The following is a 23046-nucleotide window of genomic DNA, read 5'->3' on the forward strand; positions in this document are numbered from 1 at the left end:
CTCGGCAGCCTGTATCGGCCGATTAGCAGATTCTCGGCAACTGTTCCCCGGGCAGGCGATCGAGCAGGCGTTCGCAGCCCAGGGTGTTCTTCAGCACCGCCCGTCCGCGCACTCCAGTCTGTGATCCGGGCTCTGATCCCGGCGGCGTATCGCCCACTACCCCGATAACCTTGCTGTCACTGGAGACACGGATTGCGGCCATGACCGCAAGTGCATGCTGGGCCTGGTGTGCGGGCACAAAGGCGATAAAGCGCCCCTCGTTGGCCACGTATAGCGGGTCCAGGCCGAGCAATTCGCAGGCGCCCTGCACCGGCCCGCTCACCGGGATTTCCGGTTCCTGTACCAGAAAATCCTTGCCGGCACCTTCTGCCAGTTCCGCCAAGGCCGTTGCCAGGCCTCCTCGGGTGAGATCCCGCAGGCAGTGCACCGCAATCCCGGCATCCAGTAATGCGCCGATGGCGCCGTGCAGCAGCGCGCAGTCGCTGTGCAGCGGGCTATCGAATTCCAGTCCCTCGCGCCGGGCCATGATCGCCATGCCGTGGCGACCGATATCTCCGGACAGCAGTATCAGGTCGCCGGCCTGGATCTGTTGTGGCCCGACCGGCAGGGAATGCGACAGCGCGCCGATACCGGCAGTATTGATATACAGGCCGTCGCCCCTCCCCCGCTCCACCACCTTGGTATCACCGGTGACCAGTTTAACCCCGGCCTCCGCGGCGGTCTCGGCCATGGACTGCATGACCCTGCCGAGGGTTTTTACCGGCAGTCCCTCTTCCAGTATCAGGCTGCAGCTCAGGTACAGCGGCATCGCGCCGCTCATGGCAAGATCGTTCACGGTGCCACAGACCGCCAGTTTGCCGATATCACCGCCGGGGAAAAACAGCGGCGACACCACAAATGAATCGGTGGTGAATACCACCCGTTCACTACCCAGGGGAAGTGTCGCGCTGTCGTGCCCCTGGCGAATCCACTCGTTGTCCAGGTGTGGGAATACGTGTTCCCGCAACAGCTTCTGCGTCATCTCACCGCCGCTGCCGTGGCCCAGGCGGACCAGTTCTTCGGTTGCAAGCGGTATTGGGCAGTCAATGTTCATTGGTGCTGACCTGTCTGCTGTAGCGGTGGTAGGCGGCACAGGCGCCTTCGGTCGACACCATAGGCGCCCCCAGCGGATGTTCCGGGCGGCATTCGCGGCCGAAGTGTGGACAGTCGCTGGGTTTGTTGTGACCCAGCATGATCTGCCCGCTGATACAGCCGCTGTCTGTTTCGGGAACCGCAATCACGGGTCGGAATTTTTTCAGCGCATCAAATTCTGCAAATTCGCTGCGCAATTGCAGGCCACTGTTGCCAATGCTTCCCACGCCGCGCCAGTCCTGCGTTGCCACCTCGAACACCTGTTCCAACATGGATCTCGCTGGCATATTGCCGCTGCGCACCACTGCGCGGGCGTACTGATTTTGTACTTCGTGTTTACCCTGCTCCAGTTGCCGCACACACATCAGTATCCCCTCCAGAATATCCAGTGGCTCGAAACCGGTCACCACGATGGGAAAGCGGAATTTGCTGGCCAGTGGCAGGTACTCCTCATAGCCCATTACTGCGCATACATGCCCTGCCGCGAGGAAGCCCTGTACGCGGGAGTCTGCCGCGGAACCGATGGACTCGATGGCCGGCGGCACCAGGAAATGGGAAACCAGCAGGGAAAAATTGCGCAGCCTTTTGCGTCTGGCCAGAAACGCTGCCATGGCGTTGGCCGGTGCCGTGGTCTCGAAACCGATTGCGAAGAAAACCACCTCCCTGTCCGGGTTCTCCTCGGCCAGGCGCACCGCATGCAGGGGGGAGTACACCGCCCGCACATCCGCACCTGCCGCCTTCGCGGACTGCAGGTCGCCGTTGCTTCCCGGTACCCGCAACATATCGCCGAAGGAGCAGAAAACAACCTCGGGCCTGGCGGCGATCGCGATGGCCTTGTCGATAATTTCCAGGGAGGTTACGCATACCGGGCAACCTGGGCCGTGTACCAGTTGCAGCTGTGCCGGCAACAGCTGCTGAAGCCCGTATTTGACGATGGCATGGGTCTGGCCACCGCAGACTTCCATAATGGTCCAAGGCCTGGTGACGGTGTCGTTGACCTGCGCTGCCAGCTTGTGGATGCTGCTGCGCTGCCGGTATTCGTCCAGATATTTCACAGTTGGTCCAGCTCCCCTATTTCCTCCAGGTACCGGAAAATCTGTTGCGCCTCGTCTTCCCGAACCCGGCTGATTGCGAATCCCACATGCACGATGACATAGTCGCCCACTGCGGCCTCCGGTACATAGGCAAGATTGATCTCCCTGGTGATACCGCCAAAACTCACCCGGCCACTACGCTCCAGCGGCGAACCGTCGAGGATGGCCTCGATGCGACCCGGAATACCTAGACACATTGGAGACTGCCCTCGCCAACCGGGCGGCCGCAGGCAGCCATACAGCGCAGGTAGTACAGCTGCCCCAGTGCGATTCCGCCGTCATTTGGCGGTACCTGACTGTGGCAATGGACCCTGAAGCCATGCTCTCGCAACAATCCAATGGCAACCTCGCTTAAGTGGCGGTTCTGGAATACGCCGCCGGACAGGAAAATATTTTCCTGTCCCATCTGAAGCGCCACCGCCAGCATGATTCGCGCCAGTGTATTGTGGAATGCGGCCGCCCGGTCTTCGGCGGAAACGCCGTTTTTGTCTGCTTCCAGCAGTGCGGCCATCAGCGGTGCCCAGTCCACTTCCCACTGCTCGTGCGGTTTGTGTATCTGGAATGGATAAGAAACGCGGGTGCTGGAGCGCTGCGCAGCGTATTCGACCGCCATTGCCGCCTGCCCTTCGAAGCTCGTCTCCCCGGCCAATCCCAGCAATATTGCCACCGCGTCAAACAGGCGGCCGACACTACTGCATCGGGGACTGTTGATTTCCCCTTCCAGCATGCGCACAAGGACATCTGTTTCCCGGGTGGTAAATAGCTCCCGCATTGCGGGAACATAAAGCGCCTCCCGGCCGAATATTTCGAACAGCATGCCGAAGGCGGCACGCCTGGGCTCTCGGACCGCCCGTTCTGCGCCAGGTAGAGAGAAGCTCCGCATCGTCGCGACCCGCTGCACGCTGTCGCCGCCGTCCCAGTGCAGGAACTCACCGCCCCATACTGTCCCGTCGTCACCGTAACCGGTACCGTCCCAACAGATTCCCAGGGCGCTGCCCTGATAACCGTGTTCCGCCATACAGGAGAAAAAATGCGCGAGGTGGTGCTGCACCCCGAGCACCGGCAGTGCGCTGTGCTCGGCCCAGCGAACGGAGCTGTAGCCCGGGTGTTTGTCCGCAACCAGTGTCTGTGCTGCGACCTGGTAGAAGTCGCCCAGGTCTGCTGTGGTCTGTTCAAAGGTGCGCACTGCAACCGCGCTTGCGAGGTCGCCAATATACTGGCTGGGATACACGGTATCAGCGCGACACACGGCTACAGAATTCTTCTGGTCTGCGCCCAGCGCCAGGGTATCCTGGTGTTTTCCGGGGTCGGCGGTAGATACCGGCGGCAGATGAATGGGGAGCGGTGCATAGCCCCGCGCGCGACGCAGCATGAGCGGGTGTCCATCGATAATACGGAGTACCGAATCGTCCAGTGGGCGCACTATCTGGCGGTCGTGCACCAGAAACAGGTCCGCGATATTCGCCAATCGCTCCTGGGCCTCTGCATTGTCAATACAAAGTGGTTCGCCACTCAGGTTGCCACTGGTCGCCACCACGGGTTTTCCCAGCATCTCCATCAGCAGGTGATGGAGCGGCGAAGCGGGTAACATCACCCCGAGGTTCGGATTGTGTGGCGCCACACCCGCGGCGATGGATGTCGAGGCGCTATCCTTTGCTGCAAGCAGCACAATTGGTCTTTCCGCAGAGCACAGTAGTTGTACCTCGATGGTAGATACCCGACAGTGCCGGCGAACACTTTCCAGGTCCGGATAGAGAAGTGCGAAGGGTTTGTGCGGCCGCTGCTTTCTCGCTCGCAGGCGCGCAATCGTTTCCGTATTTGCCGCATCTGCCAGTAACTGAAAGCCGCCAACTCCCTTGAGTGCGACAATTTCCCCGGCTGCGATTGCATCGACGGCCGGTTGCAACGCCCGGTCGCGCTCTGCCAGGGTATTGCCGTACCTGTCCCGCAGACACAACTGTGGCCCGCAATGCGGACAGGCATTCGGTTCGGCGTGGAAGCGACGGTTTGCAGGATTGGTGTATTCTCCACGGCAATTTTCGCACAGCGGGAAATGGCGCATCGCGGTGAATGCACGGTCGTAGGGAAGCTTGCTGACGATACTGTAGCGAGGGCCACAATGGGTGCAGTTGATAAACGGGTAGCGAAAGCGGCGATCACCGGGATCGAATAGTTCCCGCAGGCATTCCGCGCAGGGCGCCAGGTCTGGCAAGACGGTCGCCCCCGGGGCGGTGGCGGTGTCGCTTTCACGAATCAGAAAGCCGGATTCCTGCCGCAGGGCAAGTGACTCGCCCACGATCTTGTCGATCGTCGCCGGTGCCGGCTTGTCAATCTGCAGGCGGCGTTCAAAAGCTGCCAGCTGCTCAGCCGTTCCCTGTACTTCGATATTCACGCCACCGGCGTGGTTGGCTACCCAACCGCTCAGGCCACAGCTTGTCGCCAGGCGGTAGACAAACGGCCGGAAACCGACCCCCTGTACGGTGCCGGTAACCGCAAGTGCACGACGGGAGATGGAATCAGCCATTATGGTCCACCCTTGGCACCTTCGAATTCCAGACTCTCGAGGATGATTTCCTGTGCCTCGACGTGGTGAATATCTGCAACTTCTTCAATCTGCAGCCGCAAGCCCTCTAACGGGGTGCCACTGGTTTCCTGTTCGAAGTGCTCGCGCAGGTGATCGGCAGAAATATGCGCGAGTGCGCCGAGGCGGAGCTTGGCAGCCACCACATTGCCCGGTTCGCGACTGGCCAGCTCATGAATTGTGGCAACCAGGTTTTTGATCAGGGATTGTTCGTGCACTGGTGATCGCCTCCTTGCGGAATCAGTTGTTCAAGAATTTCCTTTTCCACGATCACCGCTGCGTCGATCACCGCGGGAGAGAGTTCTGCACTGGTATTGAAGTTGCGCCCGCAAATTCCAAAGAGTTTGAGTTCCAGGGGTAAGGCCTGCATGATCCGCCCGAGTTCGATCGCCTCGCCCAGGTTCAGTCCGTGGCTCGAGGTCGTGCTGACGCTCTCTGGCATCGGCTCGGCCAGTCCATCGAGACGGAGGATGTCCCCCACCTCGCGGCTGTCATCCACCAGCGCGTCCACCATGCATACCCGCCGACCACTCCAGTCCTCCATCAGTCGGGTCATATCCCCGCTGTTTTCAATACATTCTGCAATGCCGGCAAGTTGACTGCGCAACCGGTGCAGGATGTAGGGTCCGACACTGTCGTCACCGCGGAAGCGGTTGCCGAGGCTGATCACTACCCAGCTGGCCGAATATTCAACTGCCATGATTTGCCCCCCCTGTTGCACGCCGCATGTGCAATTTGAGGAAGTGAGTGGCGCAGGAAATACAGGGATCATAATTCCGAATGGCCTGTTCGCAGCGGGCCCGCAGCTTGTCCTCCGGCAGGTGAAGGAATTTGGGCAACAGTGTACGCAAATCGTCTTCGATGGTTTTCTGGTTCTGGGAAGTCGGCGGAACTATTTTGGCGTCTGTGATCTTGCCCTGGTCACAAATACTGTAGCGATGGTACAGCAACCCCCTCGGCGCCTCGGTGACTGCGTAGCCGGTTCCCGCATGGGGGGCGATCGCCAAATAGGGCTCCCTCGGCTGGCGATAACTGTCGATAATCCGCAGCGCTTCGTCGAACGCATACAGCACTTCAAGGCTCCGTACCACAATGCTCTTGAACGGATTGGCGCAATACGGTGGAAAGCCAACTTCCTCGGCCACCTGCTGTGTCAGCGGCGAAAGCTGTGCGTAGTTAAGGTTGTAGCGCGCCATCGGGCCCACCAGATACGCGCCCCGCGCTACCAGTACGCTGTGCAGCGCGTTGGTGTACTCCACGTGCTCTTCGCGGAAATGGCTATCGTATTCAGCGGGCGCAATGTCCAGTCCGTGGGTGGAGACGATGCGCCCCTCGTTCATCGGATATTCGCTCGGGTGGGAGAGCGACACAAATTCGTATCGGTTGTGATCATCGCGTTCGAATTTCGGAAAAGGCAGAGAGGCGGCCCAGCGCACAGTGTCCGCAGCCATATCCCGCGCTTCAACCAGCTGTTCCCGCAGCGGTCTCAGCTCTCCCGCGCTGGGCACGCGGTAGAAGCCACCCACACGTACATTGATCGGATGGATCTCGCGACCACCGAGCAGGCTAACGATGGCATTCCCGGCCTTCTTGATCTGCAGTCCATTTTGCACGACTTTTGGGTGATCCCTGGCCATATCTACCGCACTGGGATAGCCGAGAAAATCCGGCGCGTGCAACATGTAGATATGCAGGGTGTGGCTCTCGATCCATTCACCACAATAGATAAGCCGGCGCAATGCGCGCAGCTCCGCTGTGGGCTTCAGACCCAGCGCATCTTCCATCGCGTGCACCGCACTCATTTGGTATGCCACCGGGCAGATACCGCAGATGCGCGCGGTAATGTCCGGCGCCTCGAGATAGTCGCGGCCGCGCATAAACCCCTCGAAAAAGCGCGGCGGCTCAAAGATTTTCAGTTTTACATCGTGCACACCACCGTCGTCATAGCGGATATAGAGAGCACCTTCCCCTTCCACCCGCGCCAGGTAATCCACCTTGATGGTTTTATTTTTTGTCACTGCCCTGCTCCAGGCGGCGACTAGCCGCATCAAATACCGGGGCCGATGCATTGAAATTGCGCAGATTTTCGATCAGGGTGGCCTTGTCTGTACCCAGTTCACTGCGCCACCAGTGACACAGCGATTCCGTATTGGGGTTTTCCTTGGGGCCAAAGCACCCGTAGCAACCGCGGTTGTATGTGGGACAGAGGGCGCCGCAGCCCGCATGGGTAACCGGTCCCATGCAGGGCGTGCCGTGGGCCACCCAGACGCAGACATTACCGCGCAATTTGCATTCTATGCACACGGAATGCGGCGGCACCTGGGGCCGGCGCCGGTGCAGGAAGGCGCTGATTACCTCCAGCAACTGTTTCTTGTTGATGGGACAGCCATGCAGTTCAAAGTCCACCGGCACGTGGGCACTGATTGGGGTCGAGGTCTTAAGGGTCGCTATATATTCCGGGTGCGCGTACACCACCGCGATGAACTCATCCACGTCGGCAAAGTTGCGCAGCGCCTGGATGCCACCGGCCGTGGCACAGGCACCGATGGTGACCAGTGCCCGTGATTGCGCGCGCACTTCGCGAATACGCCGCGCATCTTCTGCGGTGGTGATGGAGCCTTCCACCAGGGAAAGATCGTAGGGTCCGGCCTGTTGCCGGCTGGAAGCCTCCATGAAATAGGCGATCTCGACGTGATCTGCCAGCTGCAGCAGCTCATCCTCACAATCGAGCAGACTCAGCTGGCAACCGTCGCAGGATGCGAACTTCCACACCGCGAGCTTTGGCTTTTGGGCCGGGCTGCCTGTTACAGTGCGCGAATGTTGAACCAACTCTGTACTCCCGCAAAGTTGAATACCGGTCCATCCTTGCAGACGAAGTTGGGGCCCCACTGACAGTGTCCGCAGTGCCCGGTGGCGCATTTCATATTGCGCTCCATGGACAGGTAGATTGCGGATTCCGGGACTGCTTTTGCGGTCAGGGTCTGGATACAGAAACGCATCATCACTTCCGGCCCGCACAGGAAAGCGACGGTATTCTGCGGGTCCAGCTCAGCACCCGCGAGCGGCCCGGTAATCACCCCGATATGCCCCGCCCAATCGGCGTCTCCATGATCGACACTCTGCACGATTTCCATGGACCCTGCCCACTGTGCCAGCTCGTCGCGGTAGAGCATCTCATCCGGTCGTCGCGCGCCGTAAAACAGCCGGATATTTCGCACAGACTGCGTGTCGCCCAGGAGGTTGTATATCAACGGCCGCAGTGGCGCCAGCCCCAGGCCTCCGGCGATGATCAGTACTTCCTTGCCCTTGGCTGCGGATAAGGGCCAGCCACAACCGAAGGGGCCGCGCACACCCAGTAAATCCCCCGCTTGCAACCGCTCCAGCGCCTGGCTGACAAAACCGTGGGTACGTATCGTATGCACGTAGCCGTCGCGATCCCGCGGAGATCCGCTGAGGGAAATTGCAATTTCGCCGGCACCGAAGGCATACAGCATGTTGAACTGGCCCGGTTGAAATTCCGCGGGCGATCCATTTTTCGCGCGCTCGCCCCTGATACGCAGAGTAAAGGTGCCGGGAAACTCCTCACGGCGTTGCTCAACCCTGAATACCTCAGGAGTCATTGTCCACTGTCCAGCGGTGGTCGCTGCTGGTTGTAGACGTCCATCAACTGCACCCGGGTGGTGTGCAGGCGATCGGTCACAATACGCGCGAAGCGTTTCATCAGCGCGTATCCCAGTTTCGGATCTTCGTCGCATTTGTCCCGCAGGCACTTGCCGTCGAGACGCACCGCATGCACCTCGTCCAGTGCGCGACCATCAAATGTCCACAGATAAGGCGGGAACAGCCAGGACCAGCCAAAAATATCGCCGCTGTGCAGCGTCTGCAGACACAGCGAGCCGTGGTTCGGCACGTAGGATTCAACCGCCACCTTGCCATCGCGAATCACGTAAAACTGGTCCGCCGGCGCATTCTCACGGGCGATGTATTCACCGCGGTTAAAAATGCAGTTTTGCCCACAGCGGGCGATAAATTCCAGGTGCTCTTCATCCATACCGTGAAAAAATGGATGCTCGCGCAGCAGTTGCGCCAGGTTCTTCATAGTGCTGTTTCCATTGCTTGAATACGCTGCACTTCCTCAGTGATGTCGATGCCCACCGGACACCAGGTAATACAGCGGCCACACCCCACACAGCCGGAGCTGCCGAACTGGTCGTGCCAGGTGGCCAGTTTATGGGTCATCCACTGGCGGTAGCGGGAGCGGGTATCGGGCCTCACCGAACCACCGGTGATATAGCTGAAGTCACCGGTAAAGCAGGAGTCCCAACGCTCCCAGCGCTCGGCGTGCTCGCCGCTGAGGTCGGTGGTATCTTGCACATCCGAACAAAAACAGGTGGGACAGGCCATGGTGCAATTGGCGCAGGATAGACAGCGCTCGGCGACCAGATCCCACGCCGGGCTCTCATAATTCCGGTACAGCAGGTCCTTGACCCCTGCTCTGTCGAGACTCCGCGGCCCCTGTTCCATTTTGTACACTGCGGACTGCACGGCACTTTCCGCTGCTTTCAGGTGTCGTTCCGCTGCCGGAGTCAATGGCAGTTGCTGCAATATCTGGCCGCCGCGATAGGATTCACTGGCAATGAGGAAGTAGTGCTCCTCGTCATTGATCACTTCGGTCAGCGCCAGATCGGTGTTTGCAGTCACTTCTGGGCCAGTGTTCATCGAGGTACAGAAACAGGTTGCCGCAGGTGATGTGCAATTGACAGCGATCATCAGTACACGGTCGCGCCGGTGGGCGTAATCCTCGTTGCAGAATTGGTCATCGACGAACACCCGGTCCTGGATGCCGATGGCGTGCAGTTCGCAACTCCTAATGCCCAAAAATGCCAGTGCCGGCGCTTCCTCGACAATCTGTACGAAATCAAGTCCATCATCGGTTTTCTGTGCCCGCCACACCTGGCGCTGCGGCAGTTGCAGGAATTTTTTCCAGGAGGTCGGGCCCACTGCGTAGCCGAAATATGCGCCCGTATTGCCAGGCTCGACCCGGTAGAATCCTTTTTCCTGGCTATCGGACCAGCCCCGGGGGAGATCTTGGGTGGTGGTTATCTGGTCGTAGACAATGGCGCCGTCCCGCAGGACCGGACCCAACATCTGGTAGCCCTCCCCGCGAATGACCTGGATCAGTTTTTCCAGGTGCTCTGCCTGCAGTACAAATTCACACATTATTGGGATGCCCCCGCCGCTGAATGCTGCGCGTCAATGAATCTGCCTGTTTGGCCGCGAATTCCCAGACAGAACTATTATTGAAAGAGATTGTAGAAACCGGCGGTCAAACTTGAGAGGAGACGGACGACAATGTCGGAAGATCAGCACCACGAAGCACTCACGAGAACTGTCACAGAGAAATTACGTAACGGTCGGGTAGTTACCATTCGACCCATGAGGCGGGAGGATATCGAGCTGGAACGGGAATTTATCAGCAACCTGTCCCAGGAATCCCGTCACCAGCGATTCCTCGGCGGCGTCGGCAAACCGAGCGAACAGTTGATGCGGCAGTTGATGGACGTGGATCACGACAAGCGTGAGGCGTTTATCGCCCTGTTCGATGAAGACGGTACCGAAAAAGAAGTGGGCGTTTCCCGTTACGCACTGGATGCTGATGGAAAAGGCGCCGAATGTGCCGTTGTCGTTGCCGACGACTGGCAGGTCCAGGGGCTCGGCACCCTGCTACTAAAGCGTGTGGTGGAATCTGCCAAGTCGCGGGGCATCGAGTTGCTCTACTCCACAGAATCCGCCAGTAACAATAAATTGCGCGAGGTGGCAGAGCATATGGGCTGGGATTGCCGTACCGATCCCCGGGACGCGACGCAGGTAATCTATTCCCTCAAGGTTTTCCCTCGCTCTCGTTGACCGCGCCTCCGGCGAACGCAAGGCGCGGTGCCGGAAGCGCTAGGTTGAGCGGGCGAATACACAGTGCACCCGGTGGGTAGCGCCATCGTCCGCCAGTGGAACCCGCGCCGCGGCGAGCCGTTCGCCGTCGACTGCCAATTCCACCAGGGTCAGTGGCCCGCCGCCACAATTTTCCACTTCAATATCGTAGCGGCTGTCGCCGTAACGCAGCGACAGGTGGAACCGGTCCCAGGATTCCGGCAGGCAGGGATCAATCTCCAGGCTGTTGCCATCCAGTATTCTGACCCCCAGTAGCGCCTCCAGCGCACCGCGATACAGCCATCCGGATGCGCCGGAGTACCAGGTCCAGCCGCCGCGCCCCGCGTGTGGAGCAACACCATAGACATCCCCTGCAAGCACATAGGGTTCCGTGCGGTAGCGCTGTACTCCCTCGGGGCTGTCGGTGTGGGTGATCGGGTTGATCAGGCTGAACAGGTGGTGCGCGCGCTCGCTGTGGCCGAGGCCTCCCGCCGCCCATACCGACCAGGTTGCGGCGTGGGTGTACTGTCCACCGTTTTCACGGATGCCCGGTGGGTAGCCCTTGATATAGCCCGGATCTTTCTTGGTTTTGTCGAATGCCGGCCTCAGCAGCAACACCTGGCGGGAATCTTCCCGCACCAGGTGCTTGTATGCGGATGCCATTGCGGTACGGGCGCGTTCGGTGGGGGCCTCCTGTGACAGTACCGACCAGGTCTGCGCAATCAGATCGATCTTGCACTCGTCACTCTGCTTGGAGCCCACCGGGGTGCCATCGTCATAGTAGGCGCGGCGGTACCAGTCGCCATCCCAGCCGTTTTCCTCCACCTGCTGGCGGAAATTCTCGCCGAGGCGGCGGTAGTATTCCGCCAGCGCCGGGTCGCCGACAAAGTCGCACAGCGGCGCCATGTCCCGGCATACCCGCAGCAGGAACCACCCCATCCACACACTTTCGCCGCGGCCGGTGGTGCTGATGCGGCTGAAACCGTCGTTCCAGTCGCCATTGCCGATCACCGGCAGACCGTGGGGGCCAACGGCGCTGGCCCGTTCGATGGCGCGGCAGCAGTGCTCGTACAGCGAACCGGATTCCTCGCTGGGATCGAATTCCGCGTAGCGCTCGTGCTCGTCCTTTTGCAGCGGTGTACCGCTCAGGTAGGAAACCGGTTCATGCAATACCTCGTAGTCACCGGTGGTGCGGATGTACTGGGCGGTGACGAACGGCAGCCACAGCAAGTCGTCGGAACAGCGGGTGCGCACACCGCGCAACGGATTTTCGTGCCACCAGTGCAGCACGTCCCCATCCTGAAACTGGCGCGAGGCCGCGCGCAGGATATGTTCGCGGGTCCATTCCGGATGGGTCCACAGCAGAGCCTGCACATCCTGTAGCTGGTCGCGGAACCCGAACGCGCCGCTGGACTGGTAAAAACCGCTGCGGCCCCACAATCGGCAGGCCAGGGTCTGGTATGGCAGCCAGCGATTGACCAGAATCTCGGTGGCCTTGTCGGGAACCTGCACCTGTACCCGCCCCAGATACTCTTCCCAGAAGTTTTCGAAAGTCTCGCGACATTGTTCCGCTCTCTGCGGACTGCGGAACTCCTGTGCCAGCGCAAGCGCCTGCGCGCGGTCCCTGCCCTCACCCATCACGAAATACACCTGTTGGGTTTCGCCGGCGGGCAGGTCGATGTGCACCTGATACGCCGCACAGGGATCGACGCCACACTGCACGCGGCCGGACAACCCGATGCGGGACAGCGCCTCGGGGGACTCGAGCCCGGTACCGTTGCCGATAAATTCATGGCGGTCCGTGGTCAGCCCGTGGGGCGGCAGGCTGGCGGTCAGGAACGCCACTCCCGGTTCGGCATCGGGCACGAAGGCATTGCGGGCCAGCAGCGCGGAACTTTCGGAATCGAATTCGCACACCAGGTGCGGCCAGCTGTTCGCCCGTACCAGTCCCTGCACCCACTCGACGTAATAGGTGGCGGTAAGCCGCCGCGGCCTGTCCCAGCAATTGGTCAGTGTCAGGCGGCCAAACTTCACCGGGGCTTTCAGGTCGGTGAATATCCGCCACGACTGCTCCAGGCCGTGGCTGTTGTGGCGGAACTCGCTGTAGCCGGCACCGTGTCGCACCTGGTATGGCGCAGACGCGGGCCGCGGTGCCGGCGTTGGCGTCCATACTTCGGCGGTCTCCTCGTCACGGAGGTACAGCACCTCGCCACTGGGATCCCGCACCGGGTCGTTGTTCCAGGTGGTGAGGCGGTGCTCGCCACTGTTGCCGGCCCAGGTACAGCAGGAACCGCCTTCGGAAACCAGACAGCCGAAATCCGGATTGGCTATCACATTGACCCAGGGTGCCGGTGGACGCTGCCCCGGTTCGAGATGCAACACATATTCGCGCCCGTCGGCGGAAAACCCGCCCAGGCCGTTGTCGAACAACAGGTCGTCCGGCCGACAGAGTGCCGGCGTCGGCTGCGGTCTGTCATCTGCCGGTGGTACCGGGACAAATGGTGGCAGCGGTTGTTGCTGCGCCCGCAGCGCGCTCGCGGCACCCTGTAGCTGCGACTGCACGGTGCCGCCGCTGGAATCCAGGATTACCCGCGCCGCCGCCAGCAACCGAGTGCGCTCTTCTCCCGGTAACTCCTGGCCGGGCACCATCACCACCGAGCCCGACAGTTTGCGCAGCGTGCGCCCGCGGATTTCCGCAATCATCTCGCGCAGGCGGTCGCGGGTCTGCTGGTCGTAGCCGGCGGATTCCTCGTCGATGATCACCAGGTCGACCGCCACCGCGCGGCCACACCAGTAAGTGTGCGCCTTCAGGATTGGCTCGGCGAAATCCAGTTCCTCTTCCTTGCGGATATGGACCAGCAGGATCGGGTTGTCTCCGGAAATACCGCGGCTCCAGAGTCCGGGCTGAATATGCCGGCTGCGCGCCAGCACCTGGGCGGGCGCGCGCAGCGGCGCGACGGGTGCCAGCACCGCGGACAGCAGGTCCATCATCCAGCGCATTTCCCCCGCGGTAATATGCAGATTGCGCAGTTCCTGTTCCGACTGCATCCGCGCGAGATCGAAAACCCAGCGCGCCTTGGGTCGCGAGCGGTAGGCCCGCAGTGTACTGAGTAGCTCGCTGCGGGATTTGCTCACGCCGGTGAGGTAGATCACCTCGATTTCCGACTGCGGTGGAATGGATATTTCCTGTGCCGCCGCGATCACCGGGTCCAGTACCGGCCCCGTGGTCCCGGAAAAACCCGCAAGTCCCTCGCCCATGGCTCGCGGGCGTGCGGGGGTGCCGCCGCGGCCAAGGAAGCTCGTGCGGTCGGTTTCCCAGCCGAGGCGGTGGCGGACACTGGCTTGCACCAGGACACAGGTCGCCAGGTAGATCGGTTTTTCGTTGTCTCCGCGCGGGCGCCGGCGGTAAATCATCACCTGTTCTTCCGGCAGGTACTGGCTCTCCACAAAGAGTTTCGCAAATGCCGGGTGGCGCTGGTCATCCCGCTCCGGTGCCAGCACCACTTCCGCGAAGTCCGCCAGCAACAGGTGGCGTTCGCGATCACTTTCGTTTTTGATTACCAGCCGGCGGGCCTCGATATCGTGCTGCGAACTGAGCGACACATGCAGGCGACAGAACAGTGCCGCTTCTCGTCGCTGGTACTCCACGCTCTGGGGTGAAAAGTTCACGGTACAGCGACTACTGTCGCCATCACAGGGCGCCATGCCCACGGAAAAGAGCTGTTCGTTGTCGAGGTCGCGCACATAGCAGAAGCGACCCCACTGGTGCCGTGTGGGGTCCGCCTGCCAGCGGGTCAGCGCGATATTGTGCCAGTAGGCCCCGCCGGCACCATCTGCGGCAAGAATCAGCGAATAGTGTCCGTTGGAAAGCAGGTTGTATTGCGGGTAGGGCTGCGACGGCGACACCGTCCAGGTATCCAGTACCACCTCTGCGTGGAAACTGCGCATAACCCCGGGGCGCTTCCAGGGCTTGAGTGCCGGAGGCGCGGTGGGCAGGCGCTCGTGCAGCAGCGGTGTCAGCCCGGCGATGCGCATATCGCTGTGGAAGCGCCGCACCATGACATCGCCGTGCAGAAAATTGTTCAGCGCCAGCAGGATCATGCCCTGGTGGTGGCTCATATAGGAACGCACGGTACGCGCGCGCCGCGGTGCGGGTTTGGCGGTGCGCCCGAAGTCGATCGCCTCGTGCAGGCCGAACTGGCCGTAGCCGCCGTGGTTGCGCAACTGGCGCAGGTTCTCCATCACCGCCTGGGGGTAAAACGGCAGCGCCATCATCGATGCATAGGGGGCAATCACCAGCCGCTCGCCGAGATCGCGGCGAAAACCAATCCCGGGAACGCCAAATGCCCGGTATTGGTAATGCAGGTGGTTGTCCAGTTCGTAGTAGCCGGACTCGGCAATCCCCCAGGGCACCTCGAAGCGGGTGGCAAACTCCCGGTGGACATCGATGGCATTGCGACAGGCGCGGCCGATCAGGCTGTGGTCCGGGGTTTCCATCAGCAGTCGAGGCATCAGGTACTCGAATAGTGTTGCGCTCCAGGACATCATCACAATACGACGCTGGATTCGCCGGAACGGGCGTTCCAGGTGGCGCCAGTGCCGCGCCGGGATGTCGCCCTTGGCGATGGCGAGGAAACCAGTGAGACGCGATTCAGACGCCAGCAGGTCATAGTAATTGGGGTCGAGTGCGGCGTCGTTGACGTTGTAACCGATATGGAACAGGTGGCGCTCGGGGTCATACAGGAACGCGAAGTCCATTTCTGCAACCCAGTTGCGGGCCTTCGCAGCCAGGCGTTGCAGATCGCTGCGGTATTTTTCGCTATTGTCCTGCGCCGTTACCAGCGCTTCCCGCAGGCGACCGATCCACTGGTCGGCCTCCTCCCGCTGTTGGCCGCCGACGGTGTCAATGACCCGCCCCAGCGCCATTGACTGCTGCTGCGCCGCACTGCAGGTCCGGGCCAGTGTTGCCAGGGAAATCGGCGCGTTCAGAATGTCCGCCAGCGCGCGGAAAGCTTCCGCAACCTGGCCGCCCTCTTCCCGACAAATGACCGGTGGTGCTGCCATCAGCCGCTGCCAGGGTTCCAGGTTTTCCTGATAGCGGCGTGCCGCCACAGCGTGCTGATGCAGTTCATCGAGCCAGTGGCGCAAGCGGCCGAGGGATTCCGCACTGAATTTCTCATCGCGCTCGATCAGTGCGATCACCCGGCCCTGCAGCGTCGGCACTTCCTGCTCGTACACATCGTCGATAATCTGCCACCAGTGGTCGCGCTCCGCGCGCGCCTCCAGTCGCTCCCGCAACTGCGCTATCTGTGTGGTGATATCGCGCACTTCTGCAGACGCGCTGTCCGGGTCTTCCGGCTGCAGGGTTTCAGAGACGATCCCGAGGGTATCCGCGATGCCCTGCACCAGTTGCCGGCCGCTCAGGGTTTCCCGGTGCAATGCCTCGAGGCCGTTGGCAACCGTGAGCAGGCTGCCGGCGAGGTTGCCGCTGTCGACGGTGGACACGTAACGGGGATTCAGCGGGTGCAGTTCACGGGTTTCATACCAGTTGAGGAAATGCCCGCGATAGCGTTCGAGGCCACGCATGCGGTCAAAGGTGTTGTTCAGCCGGGCCAGCAATTGGGTCAGGTCCAGGTAGCCGAAGTCATAGGCGCTGAGCGTGGCGAGCACACCCAGGCCAATATTGGTCGGCGAGGTACGCCGCGCCAGCACCGCAAGTGGTTCCTCCTGATAGTTGTCCGGTGGCAGCCAGTGGTCGTCCGGGCTCATGAAATGCTCGAAAAAATACCAGGTGCGCCGGGCGAGCAGCCTGAGCTCGTGGATATCCCCATCGGTTACTGCCTGCTGCTCGATCCGGCGTGGCCGGTCGATGCGTGCAATCAGCGACGGCAGGAACAGCCACGCAAGTAACAGTGCCGCTGCAGGCAGCAGGCTTGCCGGTGCGGTGAACGCCAGCCAGACCGCGGTTGCGACCGCCAGTAGCGGTGCAATCCACAGCTCGCGCCAGCAGCGCCCGATCAAGGACGTTGCGGCAAAACTGCGGTTCACGTGGGCGGCGGAAGTCCACTGCAACAGGTGGCGATGAGAGACCGCGAGACGGAAGAGCGTGCGCAGGATTGCGTCCAGTACGTTCAGCGCCTGTACCGGTAGCAACGCCAGCGACAGCAGCCAGTACTGCGCGCGCTGGCGCAATATCGCGGGACCGCTGCTCAGGTGGCGATGGGCGCGGCGCGGGTTGGCACAGCAGCGCCACAACAGGGAAAGCAACTCCAACCATACCGGCGCGGCCGACAGTGCCAGCAGGCCCGCGGTCCAGCCCCACACACTACCGGAGAGGGCGCCGCCCCAGCACAACAGAAACAAGCCCAAAAGTGCCGGTGCCTCCAGGCTGCGGCGCAGGTTGTCGAGAATTTTCCAGCGGTGGATCGGCGGTAGCGGATTGCGGGTCTGTTCACCATCGTCGAGGGTGACACTGCCGCGCAGCCACGGCAACAGCTGCCAGTCTCCGCGAATCCAGCGATGGGAGCGGCGCAGCAGCGCAAAAATATTCGGCGGGTACTGCTCGTAGAAGATGGTGTCGGAAAGCAGGCCGACACCGCCAATGGCGCCCTCCAGCAGGTCGTGGCTGAGAATGGTGTTTTCCGCCAGATGCCCCGCCAGTGTCTGCGAAAACACCCGCGGATCATAGATGCCCTTGCCGGCAAAAATCGCCTCGCCAAACAGGTCCTGATAGGCATCGGAAACCGCATGGGTATAGAGGTCGACGGTCCGGTCCCCGGCAAAAATCTCGCTGAATAGGGTTTCCCCAGAGCCCGTGGGGTCGACCTCCAGCCGCGGCTGTAGAAACCCGTGCCCGGCGACGACGCGACGGCTGCTGGTGTCGATCACCGCGCGGTTTAGCGGGTGTGCCATGGTGGCGACGAGACGCGCGGCGGTTCCCGGGGGCATCTGGCTGTCGGCGTCCAGGGTGATTACGAAGTGAATATTTTGCAGTGCGTCGCGGTTGCCGAAACAGGTACTGAAGTCGTGGCCGTCATGGCCCTTCAGCAGCCGGTTGAATTCAATCAGTTTGCCCCGCTTGCGCTCCCAGCCCATCCAGCATTTTTCCGCCGGATTCCAGCGGCGCTCGCGGTGCAATAGCAGGAATGGCGCCCGCTCCGTACTGCCGTAGCGGTCATTCAATGATGCCAGCCTGTCGCTGGCAGCCTGCAACAGCGCCGCGTCTTCGGGCTTGCTCTGCGCATCCGCATCAGCAAAATCACTGAGCACCACATACAGCAGGTTGCGGTCGTCGTTGTTGATAAAGTTGATTTCGAGGCACTGCAGGACCTTCTCGATATCCTCGGCATCGGCAAACAGTACCGGCATGACCACCGCCGAGCGGAACCCGAGCGGAACCCCCCGGCTGAAATCCATTTTCGGCAGTTTGCGCGGGGTGAGACTGTGCGTGATCAGGCCGTTGACCAGTGCCAGCGCGATGCCAACCAGCAGCACCGCGGCACAGGCAAGCGCCAGCAGTGCCCCCGCAATGGATGTGCCTCCGGAAAAAACAACGAGTGCAAGCAACAGGAGTGGCGGCACCGAAAACAGGGCGAGCCCGGCAAAATAGACCGACGACGCATTGCCGAACAGTTTGCGGTACAGGCGCTGGAAAAAATTCGCCTTGAAAGCCACGGCCTGTTCCAGTTCCGGGAGCCCGTCACCCACCAGGAAATAGCCGATATGCCGCTCGCGCGTGTCGTCCGGCGCCTGCTCACTGAGCTCCACTACCCGCTGGGCAATGCGGTGCTCTGCACTGTCGCTGCCCCGTGCCAGCTGCTCGATCACGCCGCGGTACTGGTTGCGGGTGGCGAAATCCATATCGCCGTAGGCACCACCGGGGTCGGTGAGCAGAATTCGCTCTACACAGCTCAGTGATTCGACAAACCCCCGCCAGTCATAGGTACGGAGTTCCCGCAGGCTGATGATGCCACTGGCAATGCCAACACTTTCAGCCTCATCGCCGGCCTCCACCTCGGCCAAAGCCGTCTCTGCCAGGTCCGCAAGAATTTCCAGCAGGTGCAGGCGCAACATCGCCGGCAGTGCCCAGAGTTCCCCGGTGGTCAGGATACTTTCTCCCTGGTAGTACTCGACGAGTTCGTGCACCAACTCCATATCCAGCGGCTGCTGCAAATCCGCGATCAAGCTGGCCGCCAGTGATCGCACACGCAGCTCTTTCTGGCCGCCCGCGGTGGCAATCCGGGGTAGTTGCTTGAGGTAATTGCGCGGCAGGGATTCGCGCACCAGTTCCAGTGCTTCCTGAACCACGTGCCGGTTGTCCAGCAGCCACTCCTCGCTGCGGGTGCCCTTTTCCCCGGCTTCCACACGGGCTGCAAGTCGGCGGTAGACGTCCTGGAAATCGTGTTCCAAGTGCCACAGGTGGGCATTCAGTCCAATGCGCTGAGATGTGCCGATGATATGCCGGTGCTGCTTCGCCAGGACCGCGATATCGTCGCGACGCTGTTGCGCATCGCCGGGCGCAGGGTGTTCCTCCGCGCCTTCTCCCGCTGGCGGAGCCGGTATCGGAGTATGTCGGTGGGATGGGGGTTTACGGCGCGACAGAAACTTGCGTGCACGCGCCAGCCTTCCGGAATTTCCACGTCGCAATTTCATCGATGGGTGGCGCCACTATTGGATTGGGTCGGCTGTCGGATCTGGCAGATGTCCGCACCGGCGTGCAGCGCCTGTAATTGGGCTTCCGGCAGGTCCTGAAACACCAGCACCGGCAGGTTCGAATGACACATGACGGTGTGACAGACGGTACCGGTCACCTGCTGGGCGCCGGTCTGCCAGTCATGGGCACTCATGGCAATCAGGTTTACCCCCTCTTCTTCCGCAGTGGCATAAATACCTTCGGCCACCTTCTGCGATACCAGCAACCTGGGCCTGACCTTGATGCCGTTCTGCAACTGGCGGGCCATCTCTTCGAGGTAGGCCTCGGCCGCGCGCCGATTGCATTCGACGAACTTTTCCCGGGTTGCGTGCTCTTCCTGGGTGATTGGCATACGCCGTGGCATTTCCGGTACCGCGATCACCTGCAGCAGGATGATCTCAACCTGCTGGCCGCGCATCATTGATGCCACCTGACAGGCAACCCACTCCGACCGCGGTGATCCGTCCATCGATACCAGAATCTTTGTATAGGTGGTACTGGCGGGATCGGGCGGTGCCTCTCCCGGGCGTACAACCAGAAACGAGCGGCCAGAACCACTCAATACCTTGTGCGCGGTACTGCCAAAATCAAAGCGGCTGATGCCACCTTTGCCATAGGCGGTGATCACGATCAGGTCTATATCTTTTTCCTCACAGTACTCCACGATCTGCTCTGCCGGCCGCCCTTCAAGGATCGACAGGGTTACCGCTATTTCCTGTGCAGAAATTTCTTCGGAAAGCCCGTTGAGGTAACTGCGCAATTCCGCCCGGCGCAGGCGCCAATCCACCGGGTCGGTACAGTGCTCGTCGGCGTGTGAGGGGGACTTCTGGACGTGTAACAGGTGAATGTCGGCGCCGGTATTTCGCGCCAGGGAAATGGCGTGGGCAATGGCCTCCTCTGCCAGAGACGAACTGTCCAGAGGCACCAGAATATGTTTGAACGGCATGACGGCTCCCCCGAAAGGACCGGAAAAGAATCGGAATTAGCAAATTTTGCAGAAAATATTCGGGCGTCATCAGATGTGTCGAGGCGCAGAACGCATCGTTAATACTGACGCTGAATACCTGAGGAATGCGGAATTTAGGGACGCGTTTTCAGCTTAGCTCGGCTATGGTCAAAAATACAAAATGACGACTCAAGTCAGGTTGAAACAAAAGCCAATATACGACAGGAAGTTCCACATGCCCGAACGCAGGTACATTCGCTGGTTTGAGGAAATCGGGTTGAATGATATTGACTCTGTTGGAGGCAAGACCGCTTCCCTTGGGGAAATGTATCGAGCCCTGAACCCCATGGGCATCCGTGTGCCCAACGGGTTTGCCATCACCGCCGATGGCTACCGCGCGGTACTGGAAGACGCCGGTGCACTCGAGCCACTGAAAAGGCTCCTCGCGACATTGGAAAATGCGGACAGCGACCGCCAGGCAACCATCGCGGAACAGGCGCGGCGTATCGTTTATGACGCCGGCCTTCCGCAAGACCTGGAGCAGGAAATTGACGCTGCCTATTCGTCGCTGTGTCGACAGTATGGTGCCGAGCTGCGCCTGGCGGTGCGCAGTTCCGCCACTGCGGAGGATCTGCCGGATGCGAGTTTCGCCGGACAACACGACAGCTTCCTGAATATTGGCAACCGTGACGGCCTGCTGGAAGCCTGCCGGCGGTGCTTTGCGTCGCTGTTTACCGCGCGAGCAATCAGCTACCGCGAACGCAATGGCTTCGACCACTTCAAGGTGGCGCTGGCCATCGCGGTAATGAAAATGGTGCGCGCAGATACCGCGTCGAGTGGCGTGATGTTTACCCTCGACACCGACAGCGGCTTCCGCGATGTAGTGTTCATTACCTCCACCTACGGCCTCGGTGAGAATATCGTACAGGGCGCGGTGGATCCCGATGAATTCTACGTCCACAAACCGACATTTGACCTGGGATATCGCTGCGTGCTGCGCCGGCAACTGGGCGCCAAGCAATTGACCCTGGTGTGTGACGACAACCTCAACAGTCAGGAACTGCACAACATCGAGACGCCGGCGGAACAGCGCGCGCGCTACAGCCTGGGCGACGACGAGATATTGACCCTGGCACACTACGCCATTGCCACCGAAAAACACTACAGCGAACGACGCGGGCAAGCCTGCCCGATGGACCTGGAATGGGCCCGGGATGGGGATGACGGTCAGCTCTACCTGTTACAGGCGCGCCCTGAAACGGTCGCCTCCAGAAAGCCGCGCAATGTGTTGAAGCGCTTCAGCTTTGCGCAAAAGCCGCACAAGTCGGGACTGCTGGCTGAGGGCCGTGCGATCGGCACATCGATTGCCTCCGGCAAACTGCACCGGGTAACCGATGCGCACCAGCTGGCCGCGTTCAACGAGGGCGAAATCCTGTTTGCCGAAAGCACAAGCCCCGACTGGGGGCCGGCAATGCGCCGCGCCGCGGCGGTGGTGACCGAACGCGGCGGGCGCACCTGCCACGCGGCGATTGTGGCGCGGGAATTCGGTATCCCGGCAGTGGTGGGGATCGGCGGCGATCACAGGCTGGAAAATGGTGCGACCGTCACCATCTCCTGTGCCGAAGGCGACGTGGGTCGGGTGTATCGCGATGAAATCCCGTTTGACGTTACCACCACCGAGCTGGATCAGTTGCCGAGTCCCCAAACAAAAATGATGATCAACCTGGGCAGTCCGGAGCAGGCATTCCGCCTGAGTTCCCTGCCCTGTGACGGTGTTGGCCTGGCGCGGATGGAATTTATCGTCAATGAACATATCAAGGCGCACCCTATGGCCCTCGCCTGCCCGGACAGAATTGAGGAGGAAGAGGACCGCAATGCCATTCGCTACCTGACTGCAAACTATCAAAATGGTGCCGAGTTTTTTGTGCAGAAGTTGTCCGAGGGTATCGGTACCATCGCTGCAGCATTTTATCCGCGGCCGGTGATCGTGCGCCTGTCTGACTTCAAAACCAATGAGTACGCGCGGCTGATCGGTGGCCGGTCTTTCGAACCCCACGAGGAAAACCCCATGCTCGGCTTTCGCGGTGCCTCGCGCTATGCCCACGAGGCGTACGCGCAGGGCTTTGCGCTGGAGTGTGCAGCGCTGAAGCGCGCGCGGGAAACCATGGGGCTTAAAAACATCAAGGTAATGGTGCCCTTCTGCCGCCGGGTGCCGGAAGGGGAACAGGTGCTGCAGGCGATGGCGGAACACGACCTGGCCCCGGGCAGCGAAGGCCTGGAAGTCTATGTGATGTGTGAAATTCCCAACAATGTGGTGCAGATCGATGCATTCAGTCGGTTGTTCGACGGTATCTCCATTGGCTCCAATGACCTGACGCAACTGGTGCTGGGGGTCGACCGCGACTCGGATATCGTCGCCTTTGATTTCGACGAGCGCGACCCCGGTGTGCTGCAGATGATCCGGCTGGCGATCGAGGGCGCCCAGCGCAACGGGATACCCGCAGGCATCTGTGGGGAGGCACCGTCGAACTATCCCGAGGTGGCGGAATACCTGGTGAAACTTGGGATAGACTCCATCAGTCTCAGTCCTGATGCGCTGCTGCGTACCATTGAGAAAGTCGTGGCCATTGAACGTGAAGGCAAGACACCGGGTGCCGGGACTTAGGTCCGGACAAAT

15 protein-coding genes are annotated in these 23046 nt (G+C 60.9%); 2 read left to right on the forward strand and 13 right to left on the reverse strand.

From position 1 onward, the window contains the following. Nucleotides 1–22 precede the first annotated feature (22 nt). The 11 genes from hypE to QZ511_RS00730 are packed head-to-tail and all read right to left on the reverse strand — an operon-like array spanning nt 23 to nt 10026. A complete protein-coding gene (gene hypE, locus QZ511_RS00680; RefSeq protein ID WP_295797465.1) occupies nt 23–1093 on the reverse strand; it encodes a hydrogenase expression/formation protein HypE in 1071 nt (356 codons plus the stop codon). Continuing rightward, complete coding sequence (gene hypD, locus QZ511_RS00685) at nt 1083–2186, reverse strand: hydrogenase formation protein HypD (protein WP_295797468.1); 1104 nt, start codon at nt 2184–2186, stop codon at nt 1083–1085. The genes hypE and hypD overlap by 11 nt, the downstream gene beginning before the upstream one ends. Next, a complete protein-coding gene (locus QZ511_RS00690) occupies nt 2183–2422 on the reverse strand; it encodes a HypC/HybG/HupF family hydrogenase formation chaperone (protein ID WP_295797470.1) in 240 nt (79 codons plus the stop codon). Before QZ511_RS00690 ends, hypD begins: the two co-directional genes overlap by 4 nt. Beyond that, the gene (hypF, locus tag QZ511_RS00695) at nt 2413–4749 is read right to left on the reverse strand and encodes a carbamoyltransferase HypF (RefSeq protein ID WP_295797473.1); all 2337 of its coding nucleotides are present in this window, start codon (nt 4747–4749) and stop codon (nt 2413–2415) included. Before hypF ends, QZ511_RS00690 begins: the two co-directional genes overlap by 10 nt. Continuing rightward, nucleotides 4749–5024 carry a hydrogenase/urease maturation nickel metallochaperone HypA gene (locus tag QZ511_RS00700; protein WP_295797476.1) on the reverse strand — a complete coding sequence of 92 codons (276 nt, stop codon included), beginning with the start codon at nt 5022–5024 and terminating at the stop codon, nt 4749–4751. The genes hypF and QZ511_RS00700 overlap by 1 nt, the downstream gene beginning before the upstream one ends. Then, entirely contained in the window at nt 5006–5506 is a 501-nt protein-coding gene (locus tag QZ511_RS00705) for a hydrogenase maturation protease (RefSeq protein ID WP_295797479.1), read from the reverse strand. Before QZ511_RS00705 ends, QZ511_RS00700 begins: the two co-directional genes overlap by 19 nt. Then, nucleotides 5496–6824 carry a Ni/Fe hydrogenase subunit alpha gene (locus QZ511_RS00710; RefSeq protein WP_295797482.1) on the reverse strand — a complete coding sequence of 443 codons (1329 nt, stop codon included), beginning with the start codon at nt 6822–6824 and terminating at the stop codon, nt 5496–5498. Before QZ511_RS00710 ends, QZ511_RS00705 begins: the two co-directional genes overlap by 11 nt. Further along, nucleotides 6811–7578, reverse strand: coding sequence for an oxidoreductase (locus QZ511_RS00715; protein ID WP_295797485.1), 768 nt, complete (start codon nt 7576–7578; stop codon nt 6811–6813). The genes QZ511_RS00710 and QZ511_RS00715 overlap by 14 nt, the downstream gene beginning before the upstream one ends. A 32-nt stretch (nt 7579–7610) precedes the next feature. Then, a complete protein-coding gene (locus QZ511_RS00720) occupies nt 7611–8426 on the reverse strand; it encodes an FAD/NAD(P)-binding protein (RefSeq protein ID WP_295797489.1) in 816 nt (271 codons plus the stop codon). Further along, nucleotides 8423–8905 carry a cyclic nucleotide-binding domain-containing protein gene (locus QZ511_RS00725; protein ID WP_295797492.1) on the reverse strand — a complete coding sequence of 161 codons (483 nt, stop codon included), beginning with the start codon at nt 8903–8905 and terminating at the stop codon, nt 8423–8425. Before QZ511_RS00725 ends, QZ511_RS00720 begins: the two co-directional genes overlap by 4 nt. Further along, nucleotides 8902–10026, reverse strand: coding sequence for a 4Fe-4S dicluster domain-containing protein (locus QZ511_RS00730; RefSeq protein WP_295797494.1), 1125 nt, complete (start codon nt 10024–10026; stop codon nt 8902–8904). Before QZ511_RS00730 ends, QZ511_RS00725 begins: the two co-directional genes overlap by 4 nt. Before the next feature lie 132 nt (nt 10027–10158). Here QZ511_RS00730 and QZ511_RS00735 point away from each other — a divergent pair, with 132 nt between their 5' ends. Beyond that, complete coding sequence (locus QZ511_RS00735; protein WP_295797496.1) at nt 10159–10713, forward strand: GNAT family N-acetyltransferase; 555 nt, start codon at nt 10159–10161, stop codon at nt 10711–10713. Nucleotides 10714–10752: 39 nt separating this feature from the next. Here QZ511_RS00735 and QZ511_RS00740 read toward each other — a convergent pair whose 3' ends face one another. Both QZ511_RS00740 and QZ511_RS00745 read right to left on the reverse strand, forming a co-directional pair. Next, the gene (locus QZ511_RS00740; RefSeq protein ID WP_295797497.1) at nt 10753–19383 is read right to left on the reverse strand and encodes a glucoamylase family protein; all 8631 of its coding nucleotides are present in this window, start codon (nt 19381–19383) and stop codon (nt 10753–10755) included. Further along, on the reverse strand, nt 19380–20369 hold the full coding sequence (locus QZ511_RS00745) for a universal stress protein (protein ID WP_295797499.1): 990 nt from the start codon (nt 20367–20369) through the stop codon (nt 19380–19382). Before QZ511_RS00745 ends, QZ511_RS00740 begins: the two co-directional genes overlap by 4 nt. A gap of 235 nt (nt 20370–20604) precedes the next feature. Here QZ511_RS00745 and ppsA point away from each other — a divergent pair, with 235 nt between their 5' ends. After that, a complete protein-coding gene (gene ppsA, locus QZ511_RS00750; RefSeq protein ID WP_295797502.1) occupies nt 20605–23034 on the forward strand; it encodes a phosphoenolpyruvate synthase in 2430 nt (809 codons plus the stop codon). Nucleotides 23035–23046 lie beyond the last annotated feature (12 nt).

It is taken from the genome of uncultured Microbulbifer sp., assembly GCF_913055755.1.
Classification (GTDB): Bacteria; Pseudomonadota; Gammaproteobacteria; order Pseudomonadales; family Cellvibrionaceae; genus Microbulbifer.

Bases quoted from the DNA above. Each gene is read 5' to 3' on its own strand.
- hypE (WP_295797465.1), bottom strand. From the start codon at position 1,093: ATGAACATTGACTGCCCAATACCGCTTGCAACCGAAGAACTGGTCCGC.
- QZ511_RS00690 (WP_295797470.1), bottom strand. From the start codon at position 2,422: ATGTGTCTAGGTATTCCGGGTCGCATCGAGGCCATCCTCGACGGTTCG.
- hypF (WP_295797473.1), bottom strand. From the start codon at position 4,749: ATGGCTGATTCCATCTCCCGTCGTGCACTTGCGGTTACCGGCACCGTA.
- QZ511_RS00705 (WP_295797479.1), bottom strand. From the start codon at position 5,506: ATGGCAGTTGAATATTCGGCCAGCTGGGTAGTGATCAGCCTCGGCAAC.
- QZ511_RS00720 (WP_295797489.1), bottom strand. From the start codon at position 8,426: ATGACTCCTGAGGTATTCAGGGTTGAGCAACGCCGTGAGGAGTTTCCC.
- QZ511_RS00725 (WP_295797492.1), bottom strand. From the start codon at position 8,905: ATGAAGAACCTGGCGCAACTGCTGCGCGAGCATCCATTTTTTCACGGT.
- QZ511_RS00730 (WP_295797494.1), bottom strand. From the start codon at position 10,026: ATGTGTGAATTTGTACTGCAGGCAGAGCACCTGGAAAAACTGATCCAG.
- QZ511_RS00735 (WP_295797496.1), top strand. From the start codon at position 10,159: ATGTCGGAAGATCAGCACCACGAAGCACTCACGAGAACTGTCACAGAG.
- QZ511_RS00740 (WP_295797497.1), bottom strand. From the start codon at position 19,383: ATGAAATTGCGACGTGGAAATTCCGGAAGGCTGGCGCGTGCACGCAAG.
- QZ511_RS00745 (WP_295797499.1), bottom strand. From the start codon at position 20,369: ATGCCGTTCAAACATATTCTGGTGCCTCTGGACAGTTCGTCTCTGGCA.
- ppsA (WP_295797502.1), top strand. From the start codon at position 20,605: ATGCCCGAACGCAGGTACATTCGCTGGTTTGAGGAAATCGGGTTGAAT.